Genomic DNA, 13,897 nt, shown 5'->3' with positions numbered 1-13,897 from the left:
CCTTGCCGGAAAATTATTTTAGGCTTAAAGTAATTCGGAACTAGCCCGACAGGCTGTTTCGGAGGCCGTAGATGAAGATGGCGATAATCGGCGGCGGACCGGCCGGTCTCTATGCCGCGATCCTCTTGAAGAAACAGCGGCCGCAGGCCGAGATCACCGTCTATGAGCGCAACCGCGCCGACGACACCTTCGGCTTCGGCGTCGTGTTCTCCGACGCCACGTTGGACAATTTCGAAAAATACGATCTGCCGAGCTACCGCCGCATCACCCAGGAGTTCGCCTATTGGGACGACATCGCCGTGCATTTCCGCGGCACCGTGCACCGCGTCGGCGGCAACGGCTTTTGCGGCTGCTCGCGCCGCACGCTGCTGCTGATCCTGCAGGAGCGTGCCCGCGAACTCGGGGTCACATTGCTGTTCGAAACCGATATCGACGACGAAGCCCGTTTCGCCGACACTGATCTCATCGTGCTCGCCGACGGCATCAACAGCCGCTTCCGCGACAAGCACATCGAACATTTCCAGCCGCAGATCGACCTGCGCTCCAACAAATTCGCCTGGATGGGCTCGACCCGGCCGCTCGACGCCTTCACCTTCATCTTCCAGGAGACCGAATGGGGGCCGTTCATCGCGCATGCCTACCAATACGAGGCGGGGCGCTCGACGTGGATCTTCGAGACCGACGCCGAAACCTTCCACCGCGCCGGCCTCGAAGGCCTCAGCGAACGTGAATCCGCCGATCGCATGGCCGAAATCTTCGGCTGGTTCCTCGACGGCCATCCGTTGCTGATCAACCGCTCGACGTGGCGCAATTTTCCGATGATCCGCAGCCAACGCTGGATCAAGGACAACATGGTGCTGCTCGGCGACGCCAAGGCGACCGCGCATTTCTCGATCGGCTCGGGCACCAAGCTCGCGATGGAAGACGCGATTGCGCTGGCCGACGCCATGGCGCAGGCGCCGACCGTCGACGCCGCGTTGCAGACCTACGAGCAGGGACGGCGCGAGGAGGTCGAGAAGATCCAGCACGCCGCCGACGTATCGCTGGTCTGGTTCGAGCATGTCGACCGCTTCTGGGATTTCGATCCCGTGCAGTTCGCGTTCGGTGTCATGACCCGCGCCAAGGCGATCACCTACGATAACCTCACGCTGCGCGCGCCGGAGTTCGTCCGCGAGGTCGACAAGGCGTTTGCGAAGCAGGTTCGCGCCAAAGGATTCGATGTCGACCTCGACAGGCCGGCGGCGCCGATGTTCCAGCCGCTCAGGCTGCGCGAGATGGAAGTGAGGAACCGCGCGGTGGTGTCGCCGATGTGCATGTATTCAGCGAAAGACGGCGTGCCCGGCGATTTCCATCTGGTGCATTACGGCTCGCGCGCCATCGGCGGCGCGGGACTTGTCTTCACCGAGATGACCTGCGTCGGCCGCGACGCCCGCATCACGCCCGGCTGCACCGGTCTGTGGACCGACGAGCAGCAGGCTGCCTGGACGCGCATCGTCGATTTCGTCCACGCCAATTCGGCGGCAAAGATCTGCCTGCAACTCGGTCATGCCGGCCGCAAGGGCGCGACCAAATTGATGTGGGAGGGGATGGACCGGCCGCTGGAGCAGGGCGGCTGGGATACGATCTCGGCGTCTCCGTTGCCCTACTTCCCCGACAGCCAGGTGCCGCGCGAAATGGATCGCGCCGCGATGGACCGCGTCAGGGAAGAATTCGTGGCGGCCACCTTGCGCGGCGTGGCCTGCGGCTTCGACATGCTGGAACTGCACTGCGCCCATGGCTATCTGCTGGCGAGTTTCATCTCGCCGCTGACCAATCAACGGACCGACGAATATGGCGGCCCGCTCGCCAACCGGCTGCGCTATCCGCTCGAAGTCTTCGAGGCGATGCGCGCGGCGTGGCCCGCGCACAAGCCGATGTCGGTGCGCATCTCCGCCACCGACTGGGCGGCGGGCGGCATCACCGGCGATGACGCGGTCGCAATCGCGCGCGCGTTCGCCGAAGCCGGCGTCGATCTCGTCGATGTCTCCACGGGCCAGACCGTGCGCGACGCGCAGCCGATATATGGCCGCATGTTCCAGACGCCGTTCTCCGATCAGGTCCGGAACGAAGCCCGTGTCGCGACCATGTGCGTCGGGAACATCACCACCGCGGACCAGGTCAACACGATTCTGGCCGCCGGTCGCGCCGATCTCGTCGCGCTCGCCCGGCCGCACCTGGTTGATCCGTCCTTCACGATGCGGGCGGCGGCCTGGTATGGCGCCGACATTGCCTGTCCGCCACAGTATCTGCCCGGCAAGGAACAAATTTTCCGCAACAGCGTACGCGACCGGCAGGATTTCGAGGACCTCAAGGTTAAGGCTAAACCGAAAACCCGCGCCGAGCTGAAGGCCGAGGCGACAAAGCCGCTTGCGGCCGAATAGGCCGAATGGCAGGCTTGGCTCGATCCCTCCCTCGCCCCGCGCCGGCGGAGAGAGGTCGAAGAATAGAGTGGAGTAGCGCATGAAAGCGATCATCGTCGGAGGCGGCATCGGAGGCCTCACCACGGCGCTGATGCTGCGCGCCCGCGGCATCGATTGCGAAGTGTTCGAGCAGTCCGACACCATCCGCGAGCTCGGCGTCGGCATCAACACTCTGCCGCATGCGATCAGAGAATTGACGGGCCTTGGCCTGTTGGACCGGCTCGATGCTGCCGCTGTTCGTACCGATCAACTGTATTATCTCAGCCGCCACGGCCAGGAAGTCTGGCGCGAGCCGCGCGGCCTCGATGCCGGGCACGACGTGCCGCAATTCTCGGTCCATCGCGGTCGCCTGCAAAGCGTGATCCATCGCGCCGTCGAGGAACGGCTCGGCAACGAGGCGATCCACACCGGTTGCCGTCTCGGCGCGTTTGCGCAGCACGAGGGCGGCGTGGTCGCTCACTTCTTCGACCGCACCGGCTCCCATGTCAAAACGGCGCGCGGCGATATCTTGGTCGGCGCCGACGGCATTCATTCGCGCGTGCGCGAGATGCTGTTTCCGGACGAGGGACCGCCGTGCTGGAACGGCTTGATGCTGTGGCGCGGCGCGCGCGACTGGCCGGCGTTCCTGACCGGCCGCTCCATGATCGTGGCCGGCGGGCTGAATGCCAAGGTCGTGGTCTATCCGATTGCGGAAGGCTTGAGTCCATCGAGCCGGCTGACCAATTGGGCGGTGCTGGTGAAGATCGGCGATGGCAATTCGCCGCCGCCGCGCCGCGAGGACTGGTCGCGGCCCGGCAAGCGCGAGGAGCTGATGCCGCATGTCGAGCGCTTCAAGGTGCCATATGTAGACGTGCGCAGCCTGATCTCGGCGACGTCGGAATTTTACGAGTATCCGTGCTGCGACCGCGATCCCTTGCCGTACTGGACCTCGGGCCGGGTGACGCTGCTCGGCGACGCCGCGCACCCGATGTATCCAGTCGGATCGAATGGTGCCTCGCAGGCGATCCTCGATGCTCGCGCGCTGGCCGATGAACTGGCGCGCGCCGAACATCCGCGCCAGGCGCTGGTCGCCTATGAGAAGAAGCGCCTGCCGATGACGGCGGAGATCGTGCGCGCGAACCGCCGCGGCGGCCCCGAAGGCGTGATCGACGCCGTCGAGCAACTGGCGCCGGACGGCTTTACCGATATCGAAAAGGTGTTGAGCTACGCCCAGCGCGAAGCGATCGTGCGCGGCTACGCGTCCAAGGCCGGCTTCGCCCCGCCGCAGGTTGGGCTCGCGGCGGTGCGGGCGTAGCTCACGCCCCCGGAGGCGGCGGCAGGAAGTGGATGTTGTGCTCGGCCGCCAGCGCCACCACCGCGTCCGGCTTCTGTTCCTTCATGTTGTGGATCGCCCAGAACAGGTCGTAGAGCCGCTGCGTCGGCGAGACCCAGAACAGCGTCTTCGCGGTCCGTCCCGACTTGTTGAAGATGCCGTGCGGCTTGCCCATCGGCAGCCGTACCAGATCGCCGGCTGTCGCCTGCGTATCGGCGCCGTCGAGGAAGAAGTCGAGCTGCCCTTCCAGGATGTAGAGATACTCGTCCTGATCGGGATGGATGTGCGGCGGCACAAAAGTCTCGGGCGGCAACGTCGCATGCCAGGAGAAGGAATGCTCGGTGACGCTCTTCGGCACATAGATCTGACCGAGAATGCTCCAGGAAATTCCCTGGATTCCCTCGTTGGCGCGGGTAATGCCGGCGATTTCAGTCTTCATGGTATCGCTCCCTCTCGATCGTTATTTCGCGGGCGTGCAATCCTTGGCATAGCGATCGCCGTAGTTGGAAAACACCTTCTCGACGATCTCGGTCTGGAATTTGCCGTCCGGGCGCTTGGCGACCTTGGTCAGATAGAAATTCTGGATCGGATAGCCGTTGACGTTGAACTTGAAGTCGCCGCGCAGCGAAGTGAACTCGGCCTTCTTGAGCGCGGCCGAGACCGCGTCCTTGTTCTTCAGATCGCCCTTCACCGCCTTCACCGCGCTGTCGATCAGCATGGCCGTATCATAGCCCTGCATGGCGTAGGTGCCGGGCACGCTGTTATAGGCGGCCTCGTACGCCGCGACGAATTTTTTGCTGTGGGGATTGTCCATGTTCGGCGCCCAGTTGGCGCCGCCGAACATGCCGACGGCGGCATCCTGCTGCGCGGGCAGGGTCGATTCGTCGACCGTGAACGCCGACAGCACCGGGATCTTGTCGGCGAGACCGGCCTGCCGGTACTGCTTGACGAGGCCGACGCCCATGCCGCCCGGCATGAAGGTGAACAGCGCATCGACCTTGGAGGAGGCGATCTTGGTCAGCTCGACCTGGAAATCCAGCGTGCCGAGCGGGGTGTAGCTCTCCTCGACGATCTCGCCCTTGTAGTCCAGCTTGAATCCGGCCGCCGAATCCTTGCCGGCCTGATAGTTCGGCACCAGCACGTACACGCGCTTGTAGCCGCGGTCCTGGGCGACCTTGCCGAGGATCTCGTGAACCTGATCGTTCTGGTACGAGGTCACGTAGAAGAACGGACTGCACTCCTTGCCGGCATAGCTCGACGGCCCCGCGTTCGGGCTGATCAGGAACGTCTTGTTCCCCGTCACTGGCCGGTGAATGGCCTGCAGGATGTTGGAGAAGATCGGCCCGACGACGAAATCCACCGTCTCGCGCTCGAGCAGGCCCTTGGCCTTGGTCAGGGCGCCATCGGGCTTGAGTTCATCGTCGACGACGATGACCTCGACGTCCTTGCCGGCCATCTTGCCGCCGAGCTCCTTGACCGCGAGCTGGAAGCCGTCGCGGGATTGCTGGCCGAGTACGGCCGCCGGGCCGGACAAGGTCGTGATCACGCCGATCTTGATCTTCTCCTGCGCTGCGGCCGGAGCGGCGGCAACCCCCAGCAAAACGGCAAGCCCTGTCAGTTTCAACGACTGCTTCATGATTGTTCCTCCGTTCGGCGGCTCGGCAGCCAAAACCTACGCTACATCAAATGCTCGGGGTGCAGCTTATTCTGACGGCGACGGCACCTGCAAGCACAACGCCTCCATGCAAGCCATGCGCCAATGCTTGAAACTTAAAGAAATCTGGACAATGATCCCGAGCTGCGCTCTGTTCGGGCTCGCCGAACGTTAAAACGCAGACAAGATAGGATCATGACTCTCGACTCAGAGACCAAGGCCGTCGAGCTCCCGGAGCATCATGGCGACGAACTCAGGCTGTGGCTTCGCCTCCTGACCTGCACGACCCTGATCGAGGGTGAGGTACGCAGCCGCTTGCGCGAGCGCTTCGACGTCACGTTGCCGCGGTTCGACCTGATGGCCCAGCTCGACAAGGTGCCGGAGGGCATGACGCTGTCAGATGTCTCGAAGCGAATGATGGTTTCGAATGGCAACGTCACTGGCCTCGTCGAGCGCCTGGTCGAATCCGGGCATCTCGATCGCCGCACCTCGGAGGTCGACCGCCGCGTGCAGGTGATCCGACTGACCAAGGCCGGCCGTGCCGAATTCCGCAAAATGGCGGCAGAGCACGAGTTATGGATCGCCGATATTTTTGGAGACCTGACGCCGAAGGATGTCCGCGAGCTGATGCGCCTCTTGGCCAAGACCAAAACTTCGGCGCAAAAGGCCGCGAGGGCGCGGACCGCCTGATATCCGACGCCGCAGAGGATCCGTTGAGCAACTCGCTGGACGCTAGTTGATCCCGCGCATGGTCGCCGACGGCGTTTCGCCGAACTTGGCGCGATAGGCGCTTGCCATCCGGCTGAGGTGTGTAAAGCCGAGCTCGAAAGCGATATCGGTGATGCTGTCGTCAGGGGAGGCGGCGGCCAGTCTGACGTTGAGGTGCGCGAGGCGGATGTCGCGCAGCATCTCCGAGATCGACGTTCCGAAATGCCGCCGGAAGCCGAGCTGTAGCGCACGGATGCCCGTGCCTGCGGCTGCAGCAAGCTGCGCGAGCTCGAGCGGCTCGTCCGCGTGCGCGTATAAGAACTCGCGCGCCCGTCGCAACGATTGCGGCAGCGTTTCGGCCCGGCCGCCAAATCGCTCGATGGCATCGCTGGCGCTGTGATGCTGGCCGTGGAGCAAGGCGCCCAACAATGTCTCGCGTATATTGGCTGTGGCCACCGGCGAAAGCGGCCTTCGCGGTCCGAGGTGCTCGACAAGATCGACGAACTCCAGGATCTGCGACTGAAGCGCGCGGCCGGCTGCGGGGGAGAGGTCGACCGCGGGCTCGAACTCGACCGCGCCTGCCGGTCGCCCCGATAACGCCGCGGCCCGTTGCTCTATCAGGCGGCGGTCGACCAGCAGAATGATCTGGGAGCAATTGCTCTGCCAAGTCATTCGCGTCGGGATCGTCGGCGACAACAGTGAGGCGCTGGCGCCGGGAGCGGTTGCGATGTCGCGCGAGGCGGTTCGGATCCGCGCTGAACCGTGCACGGGGATTTGCAACAGAAAAAAAGCGCTCGAGGCAGCCGGGGTCGATCGACACCGATCCGCCATAGGCGACGTAGTTGATGGAAAATCCGCCAAAGACGGCGCTGTTGTGCAACGCAAAGAATTCAGATGATGTCGTTTGCTCGGGCGTCAGTCGATGCGGGCAGAATATCCGCCCGACCGCGTCGGCGGCAGCATCGACGCTGTCGGTCGAAACGCGGTTGAATGCCGCCAGCCGGACGGTTGGGTCATGCCTGACAATGCTGGTGCCCGTCTCCACGGCCCCGCCCTCCGCATTATTTGAAGCCTATAATATCTGTGGGTGCCGTGCTTGGAAAGGCGATTTCCTTGGCCGCGGTGCCTGATCTGCGGGCAGGGTCATGCTCGCTCCGTCATTCCGGGTGATCTGAAGCATCGAGCCTCGTATCGCGTCGCAGCAATCTGAAAAATCTCGCGCGAAGCCCGCCGGATTCGTTTTCCGGCTAGACGACCGCTTCGGCTCGATCCAGCCTGCGCGAACTGTTTTCGGACATCGCAACCACATCAACTGCGAGAGGAGGGCGACATGGCAGCGCTCGAAAAAGGCATCACCAAGAACGGCACCGGCTACGGCGGCAAGACCTGGAATATTCTCGGTCAGGTCTACTTCCCCAAGGCCGTGACCGATTCAACCTTTGCCTTCGAGACCAACAGCGAGCCCGGACAATTCGTGCCGGTGCATGTTCACCCCATGCAGGATGAATTCATCCTGGTGCAGGAGGGCGTTCTCGATCTCAAGCTCGACGGCGTCTGGGTGCAAGCCAAGGCCGGCGATCTGGTTCGGATGCCGCGCGGCATCCCGCATGGCTACTTCAACAAGTCAGACAAGCCGGCCCGCGCGCTGTTCTGGGTGTCGCCGATGCAGAAGCTCGAAGCGCTGTTCAACCAGCTTCACAATCTGACCGACCCCGAAGAAGTGGTCCGGATCTCGGCGCAGCATGAAGTGAACTTTTTGCCGCCCGAGGCCAACGAATAGCTCCCTGAACTCATCCTCGCTGGAGACGTCGTCATGGTCAGCCGAAAGAAAGTCTGCGCCATTGGCGCCGGCGTATCCGGACTTGCGGCCGCAAAGGCCTTCGCCGCGCGCGGACATCAGATCACGATCGTCGAGCGCAGCGGCGATCTTGGCGGCGTCTGGGAACCGGCGCGGTCCTATCCCGAGGTGCAAACGCAGAGCCCGAAGGAGTTATACCGCTACACGGACAAAGCGATGCCGGATTCTTATCCGGAATGGCCGAAAGGTCCGCAGGTCCACGCCTACCTGACCGAATACGCAAAGGACAACGATCTCCTCGGTGCCATCAGCTTCAACACGACCGTGGTGCAAATGGATCGTCGGCCCGACCCTGCGCCGGGCTGGCGGCTCGATCTGCGTGGGCCGGACGGCCGCGCCACTTCCGAAGACTTCGATTTCGTCGCGGTATGCACCGGGCAGTTCAATGAGCCGCAGATGCTCAGCCTGCCGGGCGAAGATGCCTTCAAGGCGCAGGGGGGCGCATCCTGCACTCCTCGCAATACAACGACCCGGCGATTGCCAAAGGCCGCAGGATCGTCGTGCTCGGCGGCTCGAAGTCGGCGACAGATATCGCGGTCAACGCGGTCAATTCCGGGGCGGCGGAAGTGACGCTGGTGTACCGCGAGCCGGTGTGGCGGATTCCTATTTCATCGGCGGCTTGGTCAATTTCAAACGCATTCTCTACATCCGCGCGCAGGAGGAGATGTTCCGGAGTTGGGGCATCGGCGCGATGTCACAGTTCGCGCATGCGGTGGCAAAGCCGCTCGTCTGGGCCAACTGGCGCGGGCTGGAGAGCCTTCTGAAAGTTCAGCTCAAGCTCGGAAAATGCGACATGGTGCCGAAGGAAAGGATTGAAGACGGCGTCAACTGCTCGGTGCCGATCGCGACGCCGGGATTCTTTCCGATGGTCGCGGACAAGCGCATCAAGGCTATCAGAGGCAGTTTTGAGCGCTATGATGGCAATACGATCGTGATGACCGGCGGGCAGCGCGTCCAGGCCGACGTGGCCGTGCCCGCGATCGGCTACAAACTTGGTGTGCCGTTCCTGCCGCAGGCTTACCGAGACAGACTGGTCGATCCCGACGGGCAGTATCGGCTCTATCGGCTGATTGCCAACCCGGATCTGCCCGAAATGGGATTCGTTGGCTTCAACTCCAGCTTCTGCACGGTGCTGTGCGCAGACCTCGCCGCGAACTGGCTGGTGCGCTATGCCGATGGCCAGCTCGTCCGTCAGCCGACGTCCAAGGAAATGCGCGACAACATCGAGATGATGCTGCATTTCAAGCGCGTCGAGCGGCCGGCCGCCGGCGTCTATGGCGGGCTGTGCGTCGCGCCCTATCACTTCAAGCATTTTGACGAATTGCTCGCCGACATCGGCGTATCCGGACGCCGGCGCAATCCACTGGTGGAGAAATTTACCCCGCCCGATGCCGCCGCCTACGGCCGCTTCCTCGCCGCGGCGCCGGACTACCGGGCCGCGTGAGGGGGACGAGTTCCCGGCCGGGGCGCGGCCGTTAATCTCTGAAGGTGGGAATACGCGATTCCACCCTTGATTCCACCCTTGCGAAAAATTGTTTTAAGCCTAAAATGATTTGCGAGACGGCGTTGCCGGGCGTCCTCGATATTGATCTCGAGCCTTTCATGGATGGAAGCGAGGGGAGATTGAAAATGTCAGGTAGCACTCCCAGCCGATCCCTTGGCCGGCCTCTCGGCCCGTCGGGCCACGTCGACGATTTTACGCGGCGAAATCTGCCGCCGTCAGAGCAATGGCCGGATCTGCTGCTCGATCGGCCGGAATTTCAATATCCGGAATATCTCAACGCCGCAGTCGAACTGACCGATCGGATCGTCGAAGAAGGCTGGGGCGATCGGATCGCACTGATTGGCAACGGCCGCCAGCGCACCTACAAGGAACTGGCTGACTGGTCCAACCGCCTCGCGCATGCTCTGGTGGAGAACTACGGCGTCAAGCCCGGCAACCGCGTGCTGATCCGCTCCGGCAACAACCCGGCGTTGGTCGCGGCATGGCTCGCAGCTACAAAAGCGGGCGCCGTCGTCGTCAACACCATGCCGATGCTGCGCGCCGGTGAGCTGAGCAAGATCGTCGACAAGGCGGAGATTGCGCTGGCGCTGACCGACAGCCGCATCGCCGATGAACTGGTCGCGTGCGCGAAGACCAGCCGCTTCCTGAAGCAGGTGGTGAATTTCGACGGCACGTCCAACCATGATGCCGAGCTCGACAGGGTGGCGCTGAACAAGCCGGTCCGGTTCGACGCGGTGAAGACGGGGCGCGACGACGTCGCCTTGCTGGGATTTACCTCGGGCACGACGGGCGAGCCGAAGGCGACGATGCATTTCCATCGCGACCTTATGATCATTGCGGACGGCTATGCCAGGGAAGTGCTCAACGTTACAGAGGACGACATTTTCGTCGGCTCGCCGCCGCTGGCCTTTACCTTCGGGCTCGGAGGGCTGGCAATCTTCCCCCTGCGCTTCGGCGCAACGGCGACGCTATTGGAAAACGCGTCGCCGCCCGAGATGGTCAAGATCATCGAGACCTACAAGGCGACGATCTGCTTCACCTCGCCGACCGCGTATCGCGCGATGATGGCGGCGATGGATAATGGCGCCGACCTGTCGTCGCTGCGGCTGGCGGTTTCCGCCGGCGAGACATTGCCGGCGCCGGTGTTCGAAAGCTGGACCCGCAAGACCGGCAAGACCATCCTTGACGGCATCGGCTCGACGGAATTGCTGCACATTTTCATTACCAACCGCGTCGGCGATGCGGTCCCGGGCACGACGGGAAATCCCGTGGCGGGCTACGAGGCAAAAATCGTCGACGACGACATGAACGAATTGCCGCCCGGCACCATCGGCAAGCTTGCGGTGCGCGGGCCGACCGGCTGCCGCTATCTCGCCGACGCAAGGCAGTCGAACTATGTGCGCGACGGCTGGAACCTGACGGGCGATACCTTTGTCCGCGACGCGAATGGCCGACTGTCCTTCGTCGCCCGCTCGGACGACATGATCGTCTCTTCCGGCTACAACATTGCAGGGCCCGAGGTCGAAGCGGCGCTGCTGTCGCATCCTGCCGTCGCCGAATGCGGCGTGGTCGGCGCGCCCGACGAGGCGCGCGGCATGATCGTCAAGGCTTACGTGGTTCTGGCCGGCGGCGCTGCTGCCGACGCTGCGCTGACGCAGACCTTGCAGGATCACGTCAAGCAGACGATTGCACCCTACAAATATCCGCGTGCGATCGAATATGTCGCGCAACTGCCGAAGACCGAGACCGGCAAGCTGAGGCGCTTTGCGCTCCGGCAGATGGCTGCGGCCGGCCCGGCGTCGCCTAGCGTTGCCGCGGAATGATTTCTAACCTGATGGAGAAAAGCCGGTGACCGCCCCCAAAGGTCCCACACTGAGCGTGGTGCCTCATCCCACGACCGACACCTCACCGCCGGGCCCGCAAGTGTTGCAGCCGAGCGGCTGGCCGACGCCGAAAGGATATGCTAACGGCATGGCGGCCGATGGCCGGCTCGTCGTGACCGGCGGCGTGATCGGTTGGGATACGCAGGGCCGCCTGGAGCCCGATTTCGTCGCGCAGGTGCGTCAGACGCTTTCGAACATTTCCGAGATTCTAGCCGAGGGCGGCGCCAGACCTGAGCATCTGGTGCGCCTGACCTGGTATGTCGTCGACATCGAGGAATATCTGGCGAGCCTGAAAGAGCTCGGCCGCGTCTACCGCGAGATTTTCGGCGCGCACTATCCGGCAATGGCGCTGGTGCAGGTGGTGCGCCTGGTCGAGAAGGAAGCCCGCGTCGAGATCGAAGCGACCGCGGTGGTGCCGCGCTGAAACCGGCTTATCGGGTGTCGTTTTAAAGCTCTGTTCTCAGCTTCCAGAGTTCCGGAAAAAGTTCGACTTCGAGCATCTTGCGCAAGTAGAACACGCCCGACGTGCCGCCGGTCCCGCGCTTCAGGCCGATGATGCGCTCGACCGTCGTGACGTGATTGAAGCGCCAGCGGCGGAAATAGTCTTCGAAATCGACCAGCTTCTCCGCAAGCTCGTAGAGCATCCAGTGTTTCGCCGGCGACGCATAGACGGTCTTCCAGGCCTCCAGAACTTCGTCGTTCGGCGTGCGCTTGACGCGCCAGTCGGTTCGGCGTGCGTCTTCGCCGATGTCGAAACCATTGCGCGCCAGCAGCAGCAACGCCTCGTCATAGAGGCCCGGCTCAGCGAGAATTTCTTCGAGCTTGGCCATGATGTCGGCGCGGTGGGCATGCGGGCCAAGCAGCGCCAAATTGCGGTTGCCGGCGAGAAACTCGATCGCGCGGTACTGGTACGACTGAAAACCCGAGGACTGCCCGAGCTGATCGCGAAACTCGGTGTATTCGCTGGGTGTCATCGTCCGCAAGACGTCCCAGGCGGTATTGAGCTGCTCGAAGATCCGGGCGATGCGCGACAGCATCTTGAAGGCAGGATGCAACTGGTCTTGGCGGATCGCCTTGATGGCGGAACGGATTTCGTGGATGGCCAGCTTCATCCAGAGTTCGGACGTCTGGTGCTGGATGATGAACAGCAGTTCGTCATGCGCGTCCGAGAGCGGCTCTTGCGCGTCCAGAACGCGTTCCAGATGCAGATAATCGCTGTAGGACATGTGCCCTTCGAGCGACATCTGGGCTCCCTCACGCGAAGATTCGTCGGGCTTGCCAGTCATGTTACGAGCGCCTTTTTGCGGTAATCCGCGGTATCCCAGCGGCGATTGGTCAAGACGTCGGCGATGACGTCGACTGCCGCGCGAACCTCGCCTTCTCCGATGTAGAGCGGCGTAAAGCCGAAGCGCATCATGTCCGGCGCGCGGAAGTCACCTATCACGTCGCGCGCGATCAGCGCCTGCATAATCGCGTAGCCATCCGGGTGACGAAACGAAACCTGGCTGCCGCGCCGCTTCGCGTCCCGCGGCGAAGCCAGTGCCAGTTCGGGACAACGTCCTTCGACTTCGCGAATGAACAGGTCGCCAAGCTCGATCGATGCATGACGCACGTCGGTCATGCTGACGCCTTCCCAGACATCGAGGGCGGCGTCGAGCGCGGCCATCGCAATGATCGGAGGCGTACCCACCCGCATTCGCTCAATGCCCGGCCCGGCCCGATAGTCGAGGTCAAAGGCAAAGGGCGCATGATGACCCATCCAACCGGAAAGCGCGGGCCGCGCCGTATCGGCGTGCTTCGGCGCAACATAGATGAAGGCTGGTGCGCCAGGACCGGCATTGAGATATTTGTAGGTGCAGCCGACGGCGAAATCGGCCTCAGCTCGTTCCAAGTCGACCGGAATCGCGCCCGCGGAATGCGCCAGATCCCAGACCGTCAAGGCGCCGGCGGCATGCGCCCTGCGCGTCAGCTCGCTCATGTCGTGCAGCCGGCCGGTGCGATAGTCGACCTCGGTCAGCATCAGCACCGCGACCGTCTCGTCGATGGCGGCTTCGACGTCTTCGGGGGCGACGACTTTCAACTCGTAGCCACGGCCGAGCGTTTCAAGTAGACCGCTGGCGATGTAGAGATCGGAAGGAAAGTTGCCGGTGTCCGACAAGATCACGCGCCGCGACGGATTGAGTTCGAGCGCCGAGGCCAGCGCCTGGTAGACTTTGATCGACAGCGTATCGCCCACCACAACCGTCCCGTCGGCAGCGCCGATCAACCGGCCGATTCGGTCGCCGACACGCCGCGGCTGCGTCATCCACCCGGCGACGTTCCAGCCCTTGATAAGGTGCTTGCCCCATTCCTCCGACATCATGCGGCCGACGCGATCAGCGGCTGCAACGGGCAGGGGACCGAGCGAATTGCCGTCCAGATAGATCACGCCATCCGGGATGGCGAACAGGGATCTTGTTCGCGTGAAATCGGTCATGTCTTTCCTGGTCCGCGCCCCAGCGGAATTATTCGCGCTGATA

At 63.2% G+C, this 13,897-nt stretch carries 11 protein-coding genes and 2 pseudogenes; 7 read left to right on the top strand and 6 right to left on the bottom strand.

Features of this window, described 5'->3' with window-relative positions; translation table 11 throughout:
• Positions 1–71: 71 nt before the first annotated feature.
• Positions 72–2,420, top strand: a complete 2,349-nt coding sequence (locus tag ACFXS9_RS06915) for a bifunctional salicylyl-CoA 5-hydroxylase/oxidoreductase (RefSeq protein ID WP_392686507.1) — start codon at positions 72–74, stop codon at positions 2,418–2,420.
• Positions 2,421–2,499: 79 nt separating this feature from the next.
• The gene (locus tag ACFXS9_RS06910) at positions 2,500–3,753 is read left to right on the top strand and encodes a flavin-dependent oxidoreductase (protein WP_392686504.1); all 1,254 of its coding nucleotides are present in this window, start codon (positions 2,500–2,502) and stop codon (positions 3,751–3,753) included.
• Between the two features lies 1 nt (position 3,754).
• Here ACFXS9_RS06910 and ACFXS9_RS06905 read toward each other — a convergent pair whose 3' ends face one another.
• Positions 3,755–4,210 carry a cupin domain-containing protein gene (locus ACFXS9_RS06905; protein WP_392686502.1) on the bottom strand — a complete coding sequence of 152 codons (456 nt, stop codon included), beginning with the start codon at positions 4,208–4,210 and terminating at the stop codon, positions 3,755–3,757.
• A 21-nt stretch (positions 4,211–4,231) separates the two neighbouring features.
• Positions 4,232–5,407, bottom strand: a complete 1,176-nt coding sequence (locus ACFXS9_RS06900) for an ABC transporter substrate-binding protein (protein WP_392686499.1) — start codon at positions 5,405–5,407, stop codon at positions 4,232–4,234.
• A 213-nt stretch (positions 5,408–5,620) separates the two neighbouring features.
• On the opposite strand from ACFXS9_RS06900, the gene ACFXS9_RS06895 reads away from it, so the two are divergent.
• The gene (locus ACFXS9_RS06895; protein WP_392686496.1) at positions 5,621–6,115 is read left to right on the top strand and encodes a MarR family winged helix-turn-helix transcriptional regulator; all 495 of its coding nucleotides are present in this window, start codon (positions 5,621–5,623) and stop codon (positions 6,113–6,115) included.
• A gap of 42 nt (positions 6,116–6,157) precedes the next feature.
• Here ACFXS9_RS06895 and ACFXS9_RS06890 read toward each other — a convergent pair whose 3' ends face one another.
• Both ACFXS9_RS06890 and ACFXS9_RS06885 read right to left on the bottom strand, forming a co-directional pair.
• On the bottom strand, positions 6,158–6,589 hold the full coding sequence (locus ACFXS9_RS06890) for a helix-turn-helix domain-containing protein (protein WP_392687319.1): 432 nt from the start codon (positions 6,587–6,589) through the stop codon (positions 6,158–6,160).
• A gap of 15 nt (positions 6,590–6,604) precedes the next feature.
• A pseudogene (locus ACFXS9_RS06885) lies at positions 6,605–7,178 on the bottom strand (AraC family transcriptional regulator); the annotation flags it as partial.
• Positions 7,179–7,463: 285 nt separating this feature from the next.
• On the opposite strand from ACFXS9_RS06885, the gene ACFXS9_RS06880 reads away from it, so the two are divergent.
• The 4 genes and pseudogenes from ACFXS9_RS06880 to ACFXS9_RS06865 all read left to right on the top strand — a co-directional run bounded on the left by ACFXS9_RS06880 (position 7,464) and on the right by ACFXS9_RS06865 (position 11,802).
• Entirely contained in the window at positions 7,464–7,913 is a 450-nt protein-coding gene (locus ACFXS9_RS06880) for a cupin domain-containing protein (protein ID WP_392686493.1), read from the top strand.
• A gap of 33 nt (positions 7,914–7,946) precedes the next feature.
• Positions 7,947–9,435: pseudogene (locus ACFXS9_RS06875) on the top strand (flavin-containing monooxygenase).
• A 185-nt stretch (positions 9,436–9,620) separates the two neighbouring features.
• Positions 9,621–11,318 (top strand): benzoate-CoA ligase family protein, encoded by a 1,698-nt coding sequence (locus ACFXS9_RS06870; protein ID WP_392686490.1) that lies wholly within the window; start codon positions 9,621–9,623, stop codon positions 11,316–11,318.
• A gap of 25 nt (positions 11,319–11,343) precedes the next feature.
• Positions 11,344–11,802 (top strand): RidA family protein, encoded by a 459-nt coding sequence (locus tag ACFXS9_RS06865; protein WP_392686487.1) that lies wholly within the window; start codon positions 11,344–11,346, stop codon positions 11,800–11,802.
• 22 nt (positions 11,803–11,824) lie between these two features.
• Here the strand turns inward: ACFXS9_RS06865 and kynA are convergent, their stop codons facing one another.
• Both kynA and kynU read right to left on the bottom strand, forming a co-directional pair.
• Positions 11,825–12,664, bottom strand: a complete 840-nt coding sequence (gene kynA, locus ACFXS9_RS06860; protein ID WP_392686484.1) for a tryptophan 2,3-dioxygenase — start codon at positions 12,662–12,664, stop codon at positions 11,825–11,827.
• Positions 12,661–13,854, bottom strand: a complete 1,194-nt coding sequence (kynU, locus tag ACFXS9_RS06855) for a kynureninase (protein ID WP_392686482.1) — start codon at positions 13,852–13,854, stop codon at positions 12,661–12,663. The genes kynA and kynU overlap by 4 nt, the downstream gene beginning before the upstream one ends.
• Positions 13,855–13,897 lie beyond the last annotated feature (43 nt).

Source organism: Bradyrhizobium sp. RDI18, from assembly GCF_043203335.1.
Taxonomy (GTDB): domain Bacteria; phylum Pseudomonadota; class Alphaproteobacteria; order Rhizobiales; family Xanthobacteraceae; genus Bradyrhizobium; species Bradyrhizobium retamae.
This window is presented reverse-complemented; position numbering and strand designations above follow the sequence as displayed.